This is a genomic window from Pseudomonas sp. REB1044, assembly GCF_038813925.1.
Taxonomy (GTDB): domain Bacteria; phylum Pseudomonadota; class Gammaproteobacteria; order Pseudomonadales; family Pseudomonadaceae; genus Aquipseudomonas; species Aquipseudomonas boreofloridensis.
The window spans coordinates 3,275,579-3,291,201 of record NZ_CP046139.1 but is presented as its reverse complement, the minus strand read 5'-3'; the positions used below and the strand labels follow the sequence as shown (position 1 = coordinate 3,291,201).

14 protein-coding genes and 2 pseudogenes are annotated in these 15,623 nt (G+C 63.0%); 9 read left to right on the top strand and 7 right to left on the bottom strand.

Annotated features, from left to right (window positions below):
• Positions 1-32 precede the first annotated feature (32 nt).
• Positions 33-2,032: pseudogene (locus tag GKC70_RS15105) on the bottom strand (DNA topoisomerase III).
• A gap of 245 nt (positions 2,033-2,277) precedes the next feature.
• Between GKC70_RS15105 and GKC70_RS15100 the strand changes: the two are divergent.
• A complete protein-coding gene (locus GKC70_RS15100) occupies positions 2,278-4,128 on the top strand; it encodes a polyurethanase (protein ID WP_342649161.1) in 1,851 nt (616 codons plus the stop codon).
• Positions 4,129-4,171: 43 nt separating this feature from the next.
• Here GKC70_RS15100 and GKC70_RS15095 read toward each other — a convergent pair whose 3' ends face one another.
• From GKC70_RS15095 to GKC70_RS15085, 3 genes are all read right to left on the bottom strand, one after another.
• Positions 4,172-5,149: an endonuclease gene (locus GKC70_RS15095; protein ID WP_342649160.1), complete on the bottom strand. Its 978-nt coding sequence runs from the start codon at positions 5,147-5,149 to the stop codon at positions 4,172-4,174.
• Positions 5,150-5,199: 50 nt separating this feature from the next.
• Positions 5,200-5,439, bottom strand: a complete 240-nt coding sequence (locus GKC70_RS15090) for a DUF1654 domain-containing protein (RefSeq protein WP_029613133.1) — start codon at positions 5,437-5,439, stop codon at positions 5,200-5,202.
• Between the two features lie 199 nt (positions 5,440-5,638).
• Complete coding sequence (locus GKC70_RS15085) at positions 5,639-6,730, bottom strand: asparaginase (RefSeq protein WP_342649159.1); 1,092 nt, start codon at positions 6,728-6,730, stop codon at positions 5,639-5,641.
• A gap of 318 nt (positions 6,731-7,048) precedes the next feature.
• Here GKC70_RS15085 and GKC70_RS15080 point away from each other — a divergent pair, with 318 nt between their 5' ends.
• From GKC70_RS15080 to GKC70_RS15050, 7 genes and pseudogenes are all read left to right on the top strand, one after another.
• The gene (locus GKC70_RS15080) at positions 7,049-8,002 is read left to right on the top strand and encodes a sugar ABC transporter substrate-binding protein (protein ID WP_342649158.1); all 954 of its coding nucleotides are present in this window, start codon (positions 7,049-7,051) and stop codon (positions 8,000-8,002) included.
• 51 nt (positions 8,003-8,053) lie between these two features.
• On the top strand, positions 8,054-9,607 hold the full coding sequence (locus GKC70_RS15075; protein ID WP_342649157.1) for a sugar ABC transporter ATP-binding protein: 1,554 nt from the start codon (positions 8,054-8,056) through the stop codon (positions 9,605-9,607).
• On the top strand, positions 9,604-10,599 hold the full coding sequence (locus tag GKC70_RS15070) for an ABC transporter permease (RefSeq protein WP_039576874.1): 996 nt from the start codon (positions 9,604-9,606) through the stop codon (positions 10,597-10,599). Before GKC70_RS15075 ends, GKC70_RS15070 begins: the two co-directional genes overlap by 4 nt.
• 3 nt (positions 10,600-10,602) lie before the next feature.
• On the top strand, positions 10,603-11,625 hold the full coding sequence (locus GKC70_RS15065; protein ID WP_342649156.1) for a LacI family DNA-binding transcriptional regulator: 1,023 nt from the start codon (positions 10,603-10,605) through the stop codon (positions 11,623-11,625).
• Positions 11,626-11,634: 9 nt separating this feature from the next.
• Positions 11,635-12,542 (top strand): annotated as a pseudogene (gene rbsK / locus GKC70_RS15060) (ribokinase).
• On the top strand, positions 12,539-12,943 hold the full coding sequence (rbsD, locus tag GKC70_RS15055; protein WP_029613135.1) for a D-ribose pyranase: 405 nt from the start codon (positions 12,539-12,541) through the stop codon (positions 12,941-12,943). Before rbsK ends, rbsD begins: the two are co-directional and overlap by 4 nt.
• Positions 12,944-13,010: 67 nt before the next feature.
• Positions 13,011-14,030: a nucleoside hydrolase gene (locus GKC70_RS15050; RefSeq protein ID WP_342649155.1), complete on the top strand. Its 1,020-nt coding sequence runs from the start codon at positions 13,011-13,013 to the stop codon at positions 14,028-14,030.
• Here GKC70_RS15050 and GKC70_RS15045 read toward each other — a convergent pair.
• Positions 14,002-14,214, bottom strand: coding sequence for a hypothetical protein (locus GKC70_RS15045; protein WP_342649154.1), 213 nt, complete (start codon positions 14,212-14,214; stop codon positions 14,002-14,004). The genes GKC70_RS15050 and GKC70_RS15045 overlap by 29 nt on opposite strands.
• 268 nt (positions 14,215-14,482) lie before the next feature.
• Between GKC70_RS15045 and GKC70_RS15040 the strand changes: the two genes are divergently transcribed.
• A complete protein-coding gene (locus GKC70_RS15040; RefSeq protein WP_342649153.1) occupies positions 14,483-14,806 on the top strand; it encodes an I78 family peptidase inhibitor in 324 nt (107 codons plus the stop codon).
• Positions 14,807-14,867: 61 nt separating this feature from the next.
• Here GKC70_RS15040 and GKC70_RS15035 read toward each other — a convergent pair whose 3' ends face one another.
• Together GKC70_RS15035 and GKC70_RS15030 are read right to left on the bottom strand one after the other, a co-directional pair.
• Positions 14,868-15,080 carry a cold-shock protein gene (locus GKC70_RS15035; protein ID WP_342649152.1) on the bottom strand — a complete coding sequence of 71 codons (213 nt, stop codon included), beginning with the start codon at positions 15,078-15,080 and terminating at the stop codon, positions 14,868-14,870.
• A 160-nt stretch (positions 15,081-15,240) separates the two neighbouring features.
• A complete protein-coding gene (locus GKC70_RS15030; protein ID WP_029613139.1) occupies positions 15,241-15,549 on the bottom strand; it encodes a hypothetical protein in 309 nt (102 codons plus the stop codon).
• Positions 15,550-15,623 lie beyond the last annotated feature (74 nt).

Below are 15,623 nucleotides of genomic sequence, written 5' to 3'. Positions count from 1 at the left end.
GTGACTGGCGATTGTCGGCACGTGCCAGTGGCTCAGCGCGGCTTGAGGGTATGGCGTGCGGTGCTCTTGCTCTTGCCAGTATCGGCGGTGCCTGTCTTGGTCTTGCGTTTGCCTGAGCTGCGGCGTTTCTTCTTCCATGGCGCGCCCTTGCCGGCGGCGGGCGCGGGTGGCCCATTTATGGTCAAGCGCATGCCCGCGTAGCGTTGCACCAACTTGCCCATCCAGGCCGACTGGCGCGTGACGAATTCGTCCAGGCTCATTTCACCGTTCTGCACCATGTCCAGCGCTTGCTCCCAGATGGCCGTCGTGCCAGGGTCGGCAATCGCCTTGGGCACCGCGTCGATCAGGCTGAACGCGGCAGGAGTGGCCGACAGGGCCTTGCCGTGCTTGATCAGGTAGCCACGATCGAGCAGGCCTTGAATGATACTGGCGCGGGTGGCTTCGGTACCGATACCGGTGGTTTCCTTGAGCTTCTGCTTGAGCTTGGGGTCGTCCACCAGCTTGGCGACATTTTTCATCGTCTTGATCAGGTCGCCTTCGGTGAAGGGCTTGGGCGGCTGGGTCCACAGGTCCTTGAGTTGCAGCTCCTGGAGGGGGCAGTCGTCACCTTGTTTCAGTGAGGGCAGCACCTGAACTGGCGGGGCTTCGCGACCCTTGGTGGCGGTGGCCGAGGAGGACTTGGTCGTCGAGCTCAGGGCCTCGGGCAAGGCGCGGCGCCATCCGGGTTCGACGATGTGCTTGCCGATTGCGCGCAACGCATGGCCAGCGCACTCGAGCTCGGCTTGAGTACGGTCGTATTCGTGGTGAGGCAGGAACTGCGCCAGGTAGCGTGCACGGATGAGCGTGTAGACCGACTTGTGCTTGGGCGGCAGGCGCGCCGGATCGCTGACTGCGACGGTCGGGATGATGCCGTGGTGGGCGCTGACCTTGGCGTCGTTCCAGGCGCGCGAGCGCCGCTCTGACTGCAGGTACGGTTGCAGGGGGCCAGGCTTGAGTCGGCACGTTGCAGCGCCGCGAGAATGGCGGGCGCCTCTGCGTGCTGGCTGACAGGCAGGTAGCCGCAGTCGCTGCGCGGGTAGGTGATCAGCTTGTGGGTTTCGTACAGCGCCTGGGCAATATCCAGGGTTTCCTGTGCCCCCAGGCCGAACTTCTTCGAGCACAGCTCCTGCAGCGTGCCGAGGTCGAAGGGCAGCGGCGCCGCCTCGCGTACGCGCTCGGTCTGCACCTTGAGTACCCGGGCGCTGCCGGCGGCCTGCATCTGGCTCGCCGCGAGCTGGGCCAGCGCCTGGTTCAGGCAGCGGCCCTGGTCGTCGCAAGCCTCTTGCGGTGCGCGCCAGTGCGCGCTGAACAGACTGTCGGCATGGGAAAGCTGCGCTTCGATGGCCCAATAGGCCACGGGTACGAAGTGGGCGATGCTGCGATCACGGTCCACGACCAAGCGCAGCGTTGGGGTCTGTACCCTGCCCACTGGCAGCACGCCTTGATAGCCCGACTGACGCCCGAGCAGCGTGAACAAGCGGCTCATGTTCATGCCGATCAGCCAGTCCGCCCGGGAGCGGCCCAACGCGCAATGGTAGAGGCTGAACGTGTCGCTGCCTGGGCGTAACTGGCCCAGGGCCTTGCGGATCGAGGCGTCGTCCAGTGCCGACAGCCAGAGGCGCTGGACCGGGCCGCGATAACGACAGTGCTCGACCAATTCACGGGCGATCATTTCCCCTTCACGGTCGGCGTCGGTGGCGATCACCAGCTCGCGGGCTTCGCCCAGCAAGCGCTTGACCGCCTTGAACTGGCTGGCGGTCTTTGGCTTGACCAGCATCTTCCAGCGTTCGGGGATGATCGGCAGGTCGTCCAGCGTCCAGCGTTTATAGCGGGCGTCGTAGCTGTCTGGCGGTGCGGCTTCCAGCAGGTGGCCAATGCACCAGGTCACGCACACATCGGTGCCCTGCCAGCAGCCGTCGGCCTTGCGGTTGGCGCCCAGTACCTTGGCGATATCCTTGGCTTGGGAAGGCTTTTCACAGAGAAAAAGACGCATGGCGGTGAACGCTTGATCAGAGACGATGGACGCTAGGATGGGCAAGCCAACGCGCTCACGCAAGCTTTATCTGTATGTATGTACAGTTTTGCAGTCAGCGAATATGTCCTTGGATTTGGCATGAACGTCAGTGCCGCAGGGTTGGCTGACTCACCGGTCTCGTGCCAGCGTTACCAGATGCCCCGGATGTGTCATTGGACGATGTCACCGGGGCTTTTCTCTGTCTCATTACAAGGACGTCACCCATGCCACTGTTCGATTACCGTCAACTCGACTCCGCGACTTCATCTGCGCTGTTCAAAGACGCCTTGCTGCTGGCCAGTTACGCGTATCACGCCATCGACGATGGCTTCATTGCCGGCTACGAGAAACACGGCTTCGGCCTGGGTTTGCCAGCGACGTTGGTCAAGGCGCTGATCGGTGGTACCGACAGCCAAGGCGTGATCCCTGGCATCCCCTGGAACCCCGATGCCGAAGCCCGCGCCCTGGCGCAGGTCAAAGCCGCCGGATGGACGCCGATCAGCGCCGCGCAACTGGGCTATCAGGGCAAGACCGATGCCCGTGGCACGTTCCATGGCGAGGCGGCGGGCTATACCAGCGCGCAGGTGGAGGTGCTGGGTCGCTACGGCGCCGAGGGTCAACTCAGTGCCATCGGTATCGCCTTTCGCGGCACCAGCGGCCCGCGGGAAAACCTGATCGGCGATACCCTCGGCGATGCCATCAACGACCTGCTGGCTGCCATTGGCCCGGCCGACTATGCGCGTAACTATGCCGGCAACGCCTTCGATCGCCTGCTCGGCGATGTCGCCACGTTGGCCCGTGCCCATGGCCTCACCGGCGCGGACATCACCGTCACCGGACACAGCCTGGGCGGGCTGGCGGTCAACAGTCTGGCCGACTTGAGCGCCAGCCGGTGGGACGGTTTCTATCAGCAGGCCCGCTATCTGGCCTTTGCCTCGCCGACCCAGGCTGCCGATGCCAGCCAAGTGCTCAACATTGGCTACGAGAACGATCCGGTGTTCCGCGTGCTCGACGGCACCTCGGTGACCTGGGCTACGCTGGGCGTGCACGATGCCGCCAAGCCCTCGACCACCGATAACCTCGTCAATTTCAACGATCACTACGCTTCCGACGCCTGGAATCTGCTGCCGTTCTCCATCGGTAACATCGCCACCTGGCTGTCGCACCTGCCGGGTGCCTATACCGACGGCCTGAGCAGGGTCGTCGATTCGCCGTTCTATCAATGGACCAGCCGCGACTCGACCGTCGTGGTCAGTCACTTGTCCGACGTCACCCGCGGCTCGACCTGGGTCCAGGATCTGAATCGCAATGCCGAGCCTCACACCGGCAGCACCTTCATCGTCGGCTCCAGCCAGGATGACCTGATCCAGGGCGGACGCGGCAACGATTATCTGGACGGCGGCGCGGGTAACGATACCTTCCGCGATGGCGGCGGCTTCAACATGATCGACGGTGGTTCGGGTCATGACACCTTGCAGCTCGACAATGCGCTGGCCAGCGTTGCAATTGCCCGCGATGGCCAGGGCACGCTCTACGTGCGCGATGCCGCCGGCGGTATCAGCCTGGTGCGCAACGTCGAGGCGCTGGTCAGCAAGGAAGCCAGCCTGATGCTCCTGCGCAAGGAGGTGTCCCATGCGGTGACGGAGCAGGGGCTACTGAGCAGCGGCAAAGTCGAACCCTACGCGCTGTCGCTGCAAGGCAGCCAGGGCGCCGATCACCTGCAGGCCGGTTCGCAGGGCAGTTGGTTGTTCGGCTTGGCCGGGGATGACCGGCTGGCAGGAGGTGCCGGCGACGACGTCTTGATCGGCGGCACCGGCAACGATGTGCTCAGTGGCGGCGCTGGACGCGACACCTTCCTGTTCAGCGGGCATTTCGGCCAGGATCGTGTGCTGGACTTCAGCGCGCAGGATCGACTGGTGTTCATCGGTGTGGAGGGGGGGACTGCGCTGCCGGACTGGCGCGATCACCTGAGCCGGGCGGGCGATGATCTGCTGCTCAGTTTCGGCGCCGACAGCGTGACCTTGGTGGGCGTCGCCAGCCAGGGGCTGGCCGACGGACAGGTCGTCATCGCCTGACCCAAAGGCCGCCAAGCGGCCCTCGAATCATCGCTCCCAGCGCTCAGCGGCAGTTGCCGGCCTTGCGATAACCCGCCGACTGGGCCTGGGACTCGGATTCGAATGTCACCAGGTTCTTCGCCGATACCTGGCCATAGCTCGGGCAGCCCGTAGGCAGGTGATAGACCCGGCTGTTCTGGTTGCCGACAATCATGCCAGCCGACCCCGTTCCCGCCTTGGGCTGCGGCGTCGGGGTCGAGGGTTTGGCCGGGGTGTCCGGCAGACGGCTGACCACGCCATCGCCGACGGTCTTGTAGCCAGCGACCCAGCGTCGCTCGCCGCTGACGAACGGATTGCCATGGCCCATGACCGCAGCGATACGACCGTCGCGTTCACGCTCCCACGCTGAGACGGGGTACTGCTTGTCCCAGGCCATCAGCAGTTGCTGCTGTTGACGCGACATGTTCAGGCCGTAGCGATCGAACATGTAGAAGGTGGTACGCGCCACCAAGCCCTTGACCTCGTCGCGCGGCTCGGCAGCCCGTTGGTTGAAGTCCACGCGGGTCTTGCACTGGCCGTACTGCGGCCCGACGCCAGAAGCCATGCCGTAGTTGAAATTGCTGCGGTCGCCGTTCACTTCGCCTACGGCCGGATACAGATTGAACAGGTCGGCCTCCATGGCGCGGAACACCGGGTCGTCGTCCACGCAGTGCTCGCGGCCACCGTTCTTCCAGCACTGGCGCTGATGGCCGAAGGTCCAGGCGGGCACGATGTGCTCCCACTCGGTGCGCTCGGCGCGGTTGGCTTGCTTGCGCGGCTGCAGGCCGCAGGAGGCGGGATCGATCCGCCCGCCGGATTTGCCCACCCAGGTCCATTGGCAGCCGCAGTACAGGTCACCCATGGCACTGCTGGCCTGGTCGAGGTAAATCTTTTGTTTGGCGACCACCTTGGCTTCAGCGAAGGTCGCTGGAGGGGCGGCAAGGGCGGGGGGGTGACGAACAGGAGCAGGGCAACAACGGACAACAGTCTTTTCATGGGTCAACGCAACATCATCGTTCGGTAGTCGGGGGAGGTGGGGTAAGGCCGGCAGTATCAGTCGTCCTTGGGAACGGTCCAGAAGATCTGGATGCCACCATCGTCGCGGTGGGCAAGGGTGACGTTGTCGTTCTCGGCAATTTCTCCGAGCAGGGTTTCCCAATCGTCGGGCGACTCATGTTCCAGGCGGAAGATCAGCGCGGCGCGGCTGCGCTGGGCCATGGGGCTGTTGATGATCTTCTGGATACGGGTGCCCAATTGCGCGTAGCTGCTGGGTGCAGCGGCGGGACTGGCCATGGAGCTTTTCCTTGTTTTGCTGTATGCGCGTACAGTATTTCACCGTCCGTTTTTTCGCAACAGCGTGTCGGGTATAAGCTCAGGTTTTGTAGCTGCTGATGGTAGAGGGCAGGGTGAGCGCTGGCGTAGGTTCGCCCACTCGACACGTCGATGAGGCGAAGGCCAGTGCCCGATGCACCAGCCTTGCGCCCATTGGCAATCAGTACTCCCAGAAGATCCGCTGCAACTCTTTGCTGTCCTGGGTCTTGGTCATTGCGACCATCGCCAGGATCCGTGCTTTTTGCGGATTGAGATCGTGGGCGACTACCCAGTCGTTCTTGTCATCGGGTTGTTCTGCGTTACGCAGCACGAAACCACCTTGGTTGACGTGGGACGAGCGGATGATCTGCACGCCATTCTTGCGCAGTTCCTGCAAGGCCGGCACGACCCGCGACGAGACCGAGCCGTTGCCCGTACCGGCATGGATCAGCGCCTTCGCGCCGTTCTGGGCCAGCGCTTTGTAGGCGGTGTCGGTCACGTTGCCGTAGCCATAGGCGATGTCCACTTGGGGCAGGCTGCTGATCTGCTTGATGTCGAACTCGGAGTTGAGGGTGTGGCGCTTGGCCGGCAGACGGAACCAGTACGATTTACCCTCGACCACCATGCCCATCGGACCCCAGGCGCTCTTGAAGGCCTCGGTCTTGATGTTGACCGCTTTGCTCACGTCGCGACCGGACTGGATTTCGTCGTTCAGGGTCACCAGTACGCCTTTGCCGCGCGACTGCTTGTCGCCTGCCACAGCCACGGCGTTGTAGAGGTTGAGCATGCCATCGGCGGACATCGCGGTACCCGGGCGCATGGAGCCCACCACCACGATCGGCTTGTCGGTCTTTTCCACCAAGTTGAGGAAGTAGGCCGTTTCTTCCAGGGTGTCGGTGCCGTGGGTGATGACGATGCCATCGACGTCGCTGCTGTCGGCCAACTCGGCGACGCGCTTGGCCAGTTTGAGCAGGTCGTCGTTGCTGATGCTTTCCGAAGCGATCTGCATCACCTGCTCACCGCGCACGTTGGCGATGTCGGCCAGTTCCGGTAGGCCGGCGATCAGCTTGTCGATGCCCATCTTGGCGGCTTGGTACGTGGCACTGTTGGCTGCGCTGGCGCCGGCACCGGCGATGGTACCGCCGGTGGCGAGGATGACCACGTTGGCGAGCTTCTGCTGCTGCTCGGCTTCTTTCGCGCTGACCGACAGCGGCAGGGCCAGGAGCAGGGCGAGGGCAGTGGGGGCGAGGGTCTTGAGTGCTGCGGTCTGCATTTTTCTTCTCTCTTCCAAATGAGATGGTTGTTTTATTCGCGCAGCAATGTAGGCATGTTCCGTACCAAAGCGGGAAGTGTGAGCCCAAATGCGACGGGGCAGTGATTACCCGTGAGACCCGCTGCTGTTTATGTTCGAAGTCCCGAACGGTTCGATGAAAGTTATTCGGCATTCCGACTCTTCAGGCGGATAAACTCCGTGAATGCAGCGGCAAGCGTCTGGCGCGATGTCATTTGACAAAACAGACCACCGTTCTCATAGTGAGCCAACGCAAACGTTTGCGATCCGATAAAAAACACAAGATTCGGAGTTGATCCAATGAAAATGCCATTCCCCGGCCGTCTGCTGGCCATTGCCGTACTCTCCACACTCTCGCTTGCCGTCTCGCTGCCTGCGGCGCACGCCGAAGACAAACCGAAAGTGGCGCTGGTCATGAAGTCGCTGGCCAATGAGTTCTTCCGCACCATGGAAGACGGCGCCAAGGACTATCAGAAAAGCCATGCCGACGAATTCGAGCTGATCGCCAACGGCATCAAGAACGAAACCGACACCGGTGAGCAAATCCGCATCGTCGAACAGATGGTCAATGCGGGTGCCAAGGCGCTGGTCATCGCGCCGGCCGATTCAAAGGCGCTGGTATCGGCGGTGAAGAAAGCCATGGACCGCGGTGTCGTGGTCATCAATATCGACAACCGCCTCGATCCTGAGCTGCTCAAGAGCAAGGGCATCAGCGTGCCCTTCGTCGGCCCCGACAACCGCAAGGGTGCACGTATGGTCGGCGAGTACCTGGTCAAGGAAAAACTCAAGGCTGGCGATGAAGTCGGCATCATCGAAGGAGTATCGACCACCACCAATGCTCAGCAGCGCACCGCAGGTTTCAAGGATGCGATGGACGCTGCGCAGATGAAGATCGTCTCGGTGCAGTCCGGCAACTGGGAAATCGACAAGGGCAATGCGGTCGCCGCCTCGATGCTCAATGCATACCCCGACCTCAAAGCGCTGCTGGCCGGCAACGACAGCATGGCTTTGGGCGCGTTTTCAGCCGTGCGCGCGGCTGGCAAGGCCGGCAAAGTGCAGGTGGTCGGGTACGACAACATCAACGCGATCAAACCGATGCTCAAGGATGGCCGGGTACTCGCCACCCTCGATCAGGCCGCCAGCCAGCAAGCGGTGTTCGGTATTCAGGCGGCGCTGAAGATGGTCAAGGGCGAGAAGCCCGATGTCGATGCCGACAATGTGATCCAGACCCCGGTGAAGTTGATCACCGAGTGACCGTTGCGCGCCTCGCGGGGCGCGTAGAGTCAATTCAGGAGAGAAGTGGCCATGTCCGTATCGGCCAATGAAGTGGTGCTTGCCGTCAGCGGGCTGGGCAAGACTTACGCCCAGCCCGTGCTTGGCGATGTCACCTTGCAGTTGCATGCCGGCGAGGTGCTTGCCCTGACCGGCGAGAACGGTGCCGGCAAGAGCACCCTGTCCAAGCTCATCAGTGGCCTGGAAACCCCGACCACTGGGCACATGAGCTACCGCGGCCAGCCCTACAGCCCGGCTAGCCGCAGCGAGGCCGAGCGGCTCGGCGTGCGCATGGTGATGCAAGAGCTGAACCTGCTGCCGACCCTGACCGTCGCCGAGAACCTGTTCCTCGACAACTTGCCCAGTCGCGCCGGCTGGATCAGCCAGAAGCGCCTACGCCAATTGGCGACGGCGGCCATGGCGCAGGTGGGGCTGGAGGCCATCGATCCCGATACTCCGGTCGGCGAGCTGGGCATCGGCCATCAGCAAATGGTCGAAATTGCCCGCAACCTGATTGGCGATTGCCACGTACTGATCTTCGACGAGCCCACGGCCATGCTCACGGCTCGCGAAGTTGAGCTGCTGTTCACCCAGATCGAGCGTCTGCGTCAGCGCGGCGTGGCCATCGTCTACATCTCCCATCGATTGGAAGAGCTGCAGCGGGTTTCGCAACGCATCGCCGTGTTGCGCGATGGCAAGCTGGTGTGCGCCGAGCCGATCGCCCGCTACAGCAGCAACGAGCTGGTCAACCTGATGGTCGGCCGCGAAGTGGGCGAGCATATCGACCTGGGTCGCCGGGAGATCGGCGCGCCGCTGCTCAAGGTCGAACACATGAATCGTGCCGATAAAGTGCGCGATGTCTCGTTCGAGGTTCGCGCCGGGGAGATCTTCGGCATTTCCGGTCTGATCGGTGCCGGGCGCACCGAACTATTGCGGCTGATCTATGGCGCTGATCGTGCCGACAGCGGCTGTATCCAGCTTGGCCAGCCCCTGCGCCCAGTGACCATCGATTCGCCGAAGGCCGCCGTGCGCGCGGGGATTGCCCTGATCACCGAGGACCGCAAGGGCGAAGGTTTGCTGCTGCCGCACTCGATCAGCGCCAACGTGGCCTTGGGCAACCTGGGGGCCGTGTCCCGGTGTGGAGTGCTCGACGCACAGGCCGAGCGCGAACTGGCCGAACGACAGATCGCCGCCATGCGTATCCGTAGCGCGAGCCCAGCCCAGGCGGTGGGCGAGCTGTCCGGGGGCAATCAGCAGAAGGTAGTGATTGGTCGCTGGCTGGAGCGCGACTGCCAGGTGCTGATGTTCGACGAGCCGACCCGCGGCATCGATGTGGGCGCCAAGTTCGACATCTATGGCCTGTTGGCCGAGCTGGCGCGTCAGGGCAAGGCGCTGGTGGTGGTGTCCAGCGACCTGCGCGAACTTATGCTGATTTGCGACCGAATCGCCGTGCTCTCGGCCGGTCGCCTGATCGAGACCTTCGACCGTGATGGCTGGAGCCAGGATCAGATCCTCGCCGCTGCCTTCGCCGGTTACCAGAAACGTGACGCACTGCTGCATGAGGCAGCTCCCAGGATGGACGCATGAAAACTCCCACCCTCGACTCCGCTGGCAGCAAGCCGGCTCGCCGCTCCGGCACCTACTTCGGCCTGGGCACTTACCTGGGGCTGGCGGGCGCCTTGCTGGCGATGATCGTGCTGTTCTCGTTCCTCAGCAGCCATTTCTTGTCCTACGCCACATTCAGCACCTTGGCCAATCAGATTCCCGACCTGATGGTGCTGGCGGTCGGCATGACCTTCGTGCTGATCATCGGAGGCATCGACCTGTCGGTCGGCTCGGTGCTGGCGTTGGCGGCGTCCACCGTCAGTGTCGCCATTCTTGGCTGGGGCTGGAGCGTGGTGCCCGCCGCGCTGCTGGGCATGGCCATCGCCGCCCTGGCCGGCAGCATCACCGGCGCGGTGACCGTGGCCTGGCGCATTCCCTCGTTCATCGTCTCGCTTGGCGTGCTGGAAATGGCGCGGGGCCTGGCCTATCAGTTCACCGACTCGCGTACTGCCTACATTGGCGATGCCTTCGCCTGGTTCTCCGACCCCATTGCGTTCGGCATCTCGCCAGCGTTCATCATTGCCTTGCTGGTGATCCTGCTGGCACAACTGGTGCTCACTCGCACCGTGTTCGGCCGCTACCTGATCGGTATCGGCACCAACGAAGAAGCGGTGCGCCTGGCTGGTATCGATCCGCGCCCCTATAAAGTGCTGGTGTTCGCCTTGATGGGCCTGCTCGCCGGGCTCGCCGCGTTGTTCCAGATTTCCCGCCTGGAGGCGGCAGACCCCAATGCCGGCTCCGGTCTGGAGTTGCAGGTGATCGCCGCCGTGGTGATCGGTGGCACCAGCCTGATGGGCGGACGCGGCTCGATCATCAGCACCTTCTTCGGCGTGCTGATTATCTCCGTGCTGGCCGCAGGCCTGGCGCAGATCGGCGCCTCCGAGCCGACCAAGCGCATCATCACCGGTGCGGTGATCGTCATCGCCGTGGTCCTTGACACCTACCGCAGCCGGCGCGCGACTCGGCGGAACTGAACCATGGCTACCATCAAAGACGTCGCGGCACTGGCGGGGATTTCCTACACCACCGTGTCCCATGTGCTGAACAAGACCCGTCCGGTCAGCGAACCGGTACGGTTGAAGGTCGAAGCCGCCATTGCCGAGCTGGACTATGTGCCCAGCGCCGTGGCGCGTTCGCTCAAGGCACGCAGCACGGCCACCATTGGCCTGCTCGTGCCCAGCAGCGTCAACCCCTATTTCGCCGAGCTGGCCCGTGGCATTGAGGACGGCTGCGAGCGCAACGGTTACTGCGTGATTCTGTGCAATTCCGACGACGACCCGAAGAAGCAGCGTAATTACCTGCGCGTACTGCTGGAGAAGCGCATCGACGGCTTGATCGTCGCCTCGGTGGGCGAGGATCTGGACCTGCTCCAGAGCCTGGCTGCCGTGCGTACGCCAATCGTCATGGTCGACCGCGCGCTGGAGGGCGTCGACACCGATGTGGTGCGTATCGATCACGAACTGGGCGCCTATCTGGCCACCCAGCACCTGCTCGAACTCGGTCATGCCGAGATTGCCTGCATCGGCGGTCCGGCCAATACCGGGGTTAGCCAATTGCGGGTCAACGGTTTTCGCCGGGCCATGGCTGAAGCAGGGCTATCGGTCGCCGAGCGGCAGGTGCTGCATTGCGACTTCACCAGCCCTGGTGGTCACGCAGCGGCCGCGCAGTTGCTCGATGGTGCGCGGCCCACGGCGATCTTCGCCGGCAACGACATGATCGGCTTCGGCGTGCTGAGGGCGGCGGCCGAGCGCAACATCGACGTGCCGGGTCAACTGTCGGTCATCGGCTTCGACGACATCGAGCTCAGCCGTTATGTGTATCCGCCCCTGACCACGGTCGGCCAGTCGATTCGTGAGCTGGGTGACAGTGCTGCGCAATTGCTGCTGTCGCGCATCGTCACCCCGCGCCGCGAGGCGGGTGAGCAACGTATCGTCGCGCCGCGCATCGTGCTGCGCGAATCCACTGGGCCGCGCCCGGATCTGTTCAATGATTACCGTTAAGGAACACCCATGCATGCCAAGGTCGTAGTGGTCGGCAGCCTCAACATGGACCTGGTGGCCCGTGCCGAGCGTTTGCCGCGAGGCGGTGAAACCCTCGCCGGCGACAGTTTCTTCACCGCTCCCGGTGGCAAGGGCGCCAATCAGGCCGTGGCCGCGGCGCGTCTGGGCGCCAGCGTAGCGATGATCGGCAATGTCGGAGACGATGCCTATGGCCAGCAACTGCGCCAAGCGTTGCAGGACGAAGGTGTCGACTGCCAGGCGGTGGCCATCTGCGAAGGCGTGTCCAGCGGTCTGGCGCTGATCGTGGTGGATGCTGCAAGTCAGAATGCCATTGTGATCATTGCCGGTGGCAACGGTCAGTTGACCGCCGAGTCGGTAGAGCGCTTCGACGCCCTGCTGCAGCAAGCCGAGGTGGTTGTCTGCCAGTTGGAGGTGCCGCCGGCCACGGTCGCCTGGACATTGGCCCGCGGCCGCGAACTGGGCAAGACGGTGATTCTCAATCCAGCACCGGCCAGCGGCCAACTGCCGATAGATTGGTTCGCCCATATCGACTACCTGATTCCCAACGAGAGCGAGGCCGAGGCACTGACCGGCCTGCCAGTCACGGACCTGGACAGCGCCCGTCGTGCGGCCGAGCGCCTGCGTGAGTGGGGGCGGGCAAGGTCATCGTGACGCTCGGCGCTCAGGGTGCGCTGTTTGTCAGCGCAGCAGGTGACCAGCACTTCCCGGCGAATCGGGTGAATGCTGTGGATACCACGGCGGCCGGCGACACCTTCGTCGGCGGATTCGCTGCCGGGTTGGCCTGCGGCCTGGAGGAGGGTGAAGCGATCGTGCGCGGCCAGCGCGCGGCGGCGTTGTCGGTCACTCGCGTGGGGGCGCAGCCTTCGATCCCGCATCTTGCGGAGCTGGCGCCATGAAGAAGACCGCGTTGCTCAATATCGCCTTGTCGCGCACCATCGCCGGACTGGGTCACGGCGATGTGCTGGTGATCGGCGATGCCGGTCTGCCCGTACCGCCGGGAGTAGAGGTGATCGATCTGGCCTTGACGCCAGGCATTCCGGATTTTGCCAGCGTGCTGCGTGTAGTGCTCAGTGAGATGCAGGTGGAGAGGCATGTGCTGGCTGATGAAATGTTCCAGGCTTCGCCGCCGGGGTTGGTGGCGGTCGAGGAGCAGCATGCGCTGGGGCTGTTGGGCGCGCGCGAGCGTCTGTCGCACGAGGCATTCAAGGTGCTCAGCCGACGGGCGCGGGCGGTGATTCGCAGTGGTGAGTGCAAGCCCTACAGCAACATCGCGTTGATTGCCGGTGTGACTTTTTGAACCGTATTGTTCGTGCGGTCCGCTTGCCGGGTCGGAGTTGTTAATCAAGCTGAAGGAGACAAGCTGAATGTCGATCGAAAAAATCAGACGTTTGCTACAAGGAGCAGTGCTGATGTCCACGATAGCCGCCACCGGTGCCTTCGCCGCCCCGCGCGATTTGATCATCGATACCGACCCCGGTGCCGATGATGTGGTGGCGCTGTTCCTGGCCATGGCCTCGCCAGAGGAACTGAAGATCCGCGCTATCACCACCGTCGCTGGCAACGTGCGCCTGGACAAGACTTCGCGCAACGCCCGCCTGGCCCGCGAGTGGGCCGGGCGCGAAGACATTCCGGTGTATGCCGGGGCAGGGCGGCCACTGGTGCGCACGCCGATCTACGCGGCCAACGTCCACGGCGAGGAGGGCCTGACCGGTGTCGCCGTGCATGAGCCGCGTCAACCGCTGGCCAACGGCAATGCTGTGCAATACCTGATCGATACCCTCGATGCGGCTGAGCCCCACAGCATTACCCTGGCCATGCTCGGCCCGCAGACCAACCTGGCCTTGGCATTGATCCAGAAGCCGGAGATCGTCAAGGGCATCAAGGAAGTGGTGGTGATGGGCGGCGCCCATTTCAACGGCGGCAACATCACCCCGGTGGCCGAGTTCAACCTTTACGCCGACCCGCACGCGGCCGAGGTGGTGCTGGCCAGTGGCGTGAAGCTGACGTACCTGCCGCTGGATGTGACCCACAAGATCATCACCAGCGATGCACGGCTCAAGCAGCTGGCCGCCGTTGGCAACGACGCCAGCCGCAAGGTGGTCGACATTCTCAATGCCTACATTCAGTACGACATCGACAAGTACGGCATGACCGGCGGCCCGGTGCACGATGCCACAGTCATCGCTTACCTGCTGGAGCCGGGGCTGTTCAGTGGGCGGCAGGTCCACATGAGCGTCGACAGCCTTGAAGGGCCGACCTTCGGTCAGACGGTGGCCGACTGGTATGGCGTGCTGGAGCAGCCGGCCAACGTGACCTGGATCGAAGAGGGCAACGCGCAGGGCTTCTTCGATCTGCTCAGCGCGCGCCTGGCTCGTTTGCAATGATCGTTTGCGGCGCGTAGCGCTCGAACACCTGTTCGATGAAGCCGCGTGCCGCTTCCCCGCCGCGTTCGCGTACCAGCAGGTCGACGGCGATCAACAGCAGTTCCTCCGGTGTACTTGGGCTGTAGGCACTTTGGCCCTCGGCCCATTTGACCTTGATGTCGGCGACGATACTGTGGCTGTTCATGGATGTACTCGCGAAGCTGCTGGAGCCTGGGACGGAGGGAGGAGGCTGGCGCACTCCACGGCGCGCCAGTAGACCATGCCTGTGCTGTCGGCGCGCTGCGACCTAAGCATAAGTCCCCAGCGTGCTGCCACCAAGGGTGCGATGCAAAATCCCGTCACGATTGCATTTCGCTTCGCTTGATGGGCTGAGGCAGACTTAGGCGGTTTTGCAACGAACTGTAAGCGTCACGGTCGCATATGACAGTTCCCAAGATCGATTAGGAGGATTCATGTTCCGTACTCGCGTTTCCCTGGCAGCCCTGCTGGTTGCAGCGGCACTGGCCGGCTGCAGCACCGGTGGCTCGTCTGATGCTGCCGGTACTGCCCCTGTTGCCGCAGCAGGCGGCGATGGCCGTTGCAGCGCCAGCGGCGCCGACTTCACTGTTGGCAAGCCCGGCACGCCAGAGCTGCTCGAGCAGGCACGCAAAGCCAGTGGTGCGCAGGTCGCGCGAATCCTCAAGCCTCAGGACGTGGTTACACTGGAGTACCGTTCCGAGCGTCTGAACCTGAATGTCGATCAGCAGGGCAGAGTGGTACGCGCCAACTGTGGCTGAGTGACAGTCGCCCACAAAAAAACCCGCCGATGAAGGCGGGTTTTTTACTGCAGTGACCGAATTACTCCGGACGAACCTGAGCAGCCTGCATGCCCTTCAGGCCTTTTTCGGCGACGAAGGAAACAGTTTGACCTTCTTTCAGGCTCTTGAAGCCGTCAGACTCGATGGCCTTGAAGTGAACGAACAGGTCGTCGCCGCCGCCAGCTGGAGTGATGAAGCCGTAGCCTTTCTCATCATTGAACCATTTGACGGTGCCTTGTTGGCGGTTGGACATGAGGTGAATCTCCAGAACATTTAGTTTTTCAGTAGTGCAATGTGGCCGTGGCTACATGCGCACCGGCAACATCATAGTCTAATTCTGCTTATGTAGCGCCGTTTACCTTAGCTCGATACTGATCTAGCGCAAGCTAGGAGTGATCGGCAGTGTGTCCACGTCACTGCTTGTCTTTCATGCAGGCTTCCTGCACAACCATCTGTGCTTTCTGCATCAAGGGTGCGTCTACGCCATCCTTGCTATCGAGATCCTTGATCTCTTTATCGCTGAGCTTGGCCTTGAGGGCGGTGGCACCGCATTCGCAGTGCTGCTTGGCATCAGCAGCGCTCAAACCCTGGGCGGTGGCGGCTGGCTGGCATTGAGCCATATACGCCTGTTCCCCGCCTGGCGGAAATTTACCTGCATGGGCAGCCAGCGGCAGCAGCAAGACGCTCGCAGCGCACGCGGCCAGAAGAGACTGAACTCGCATAACCAGACACTCCTTGGTTTAGGTCTCATCAAGAGTAGGATGCTTCAGTCCGTCTGATAGGGTTTTTTCCGCAC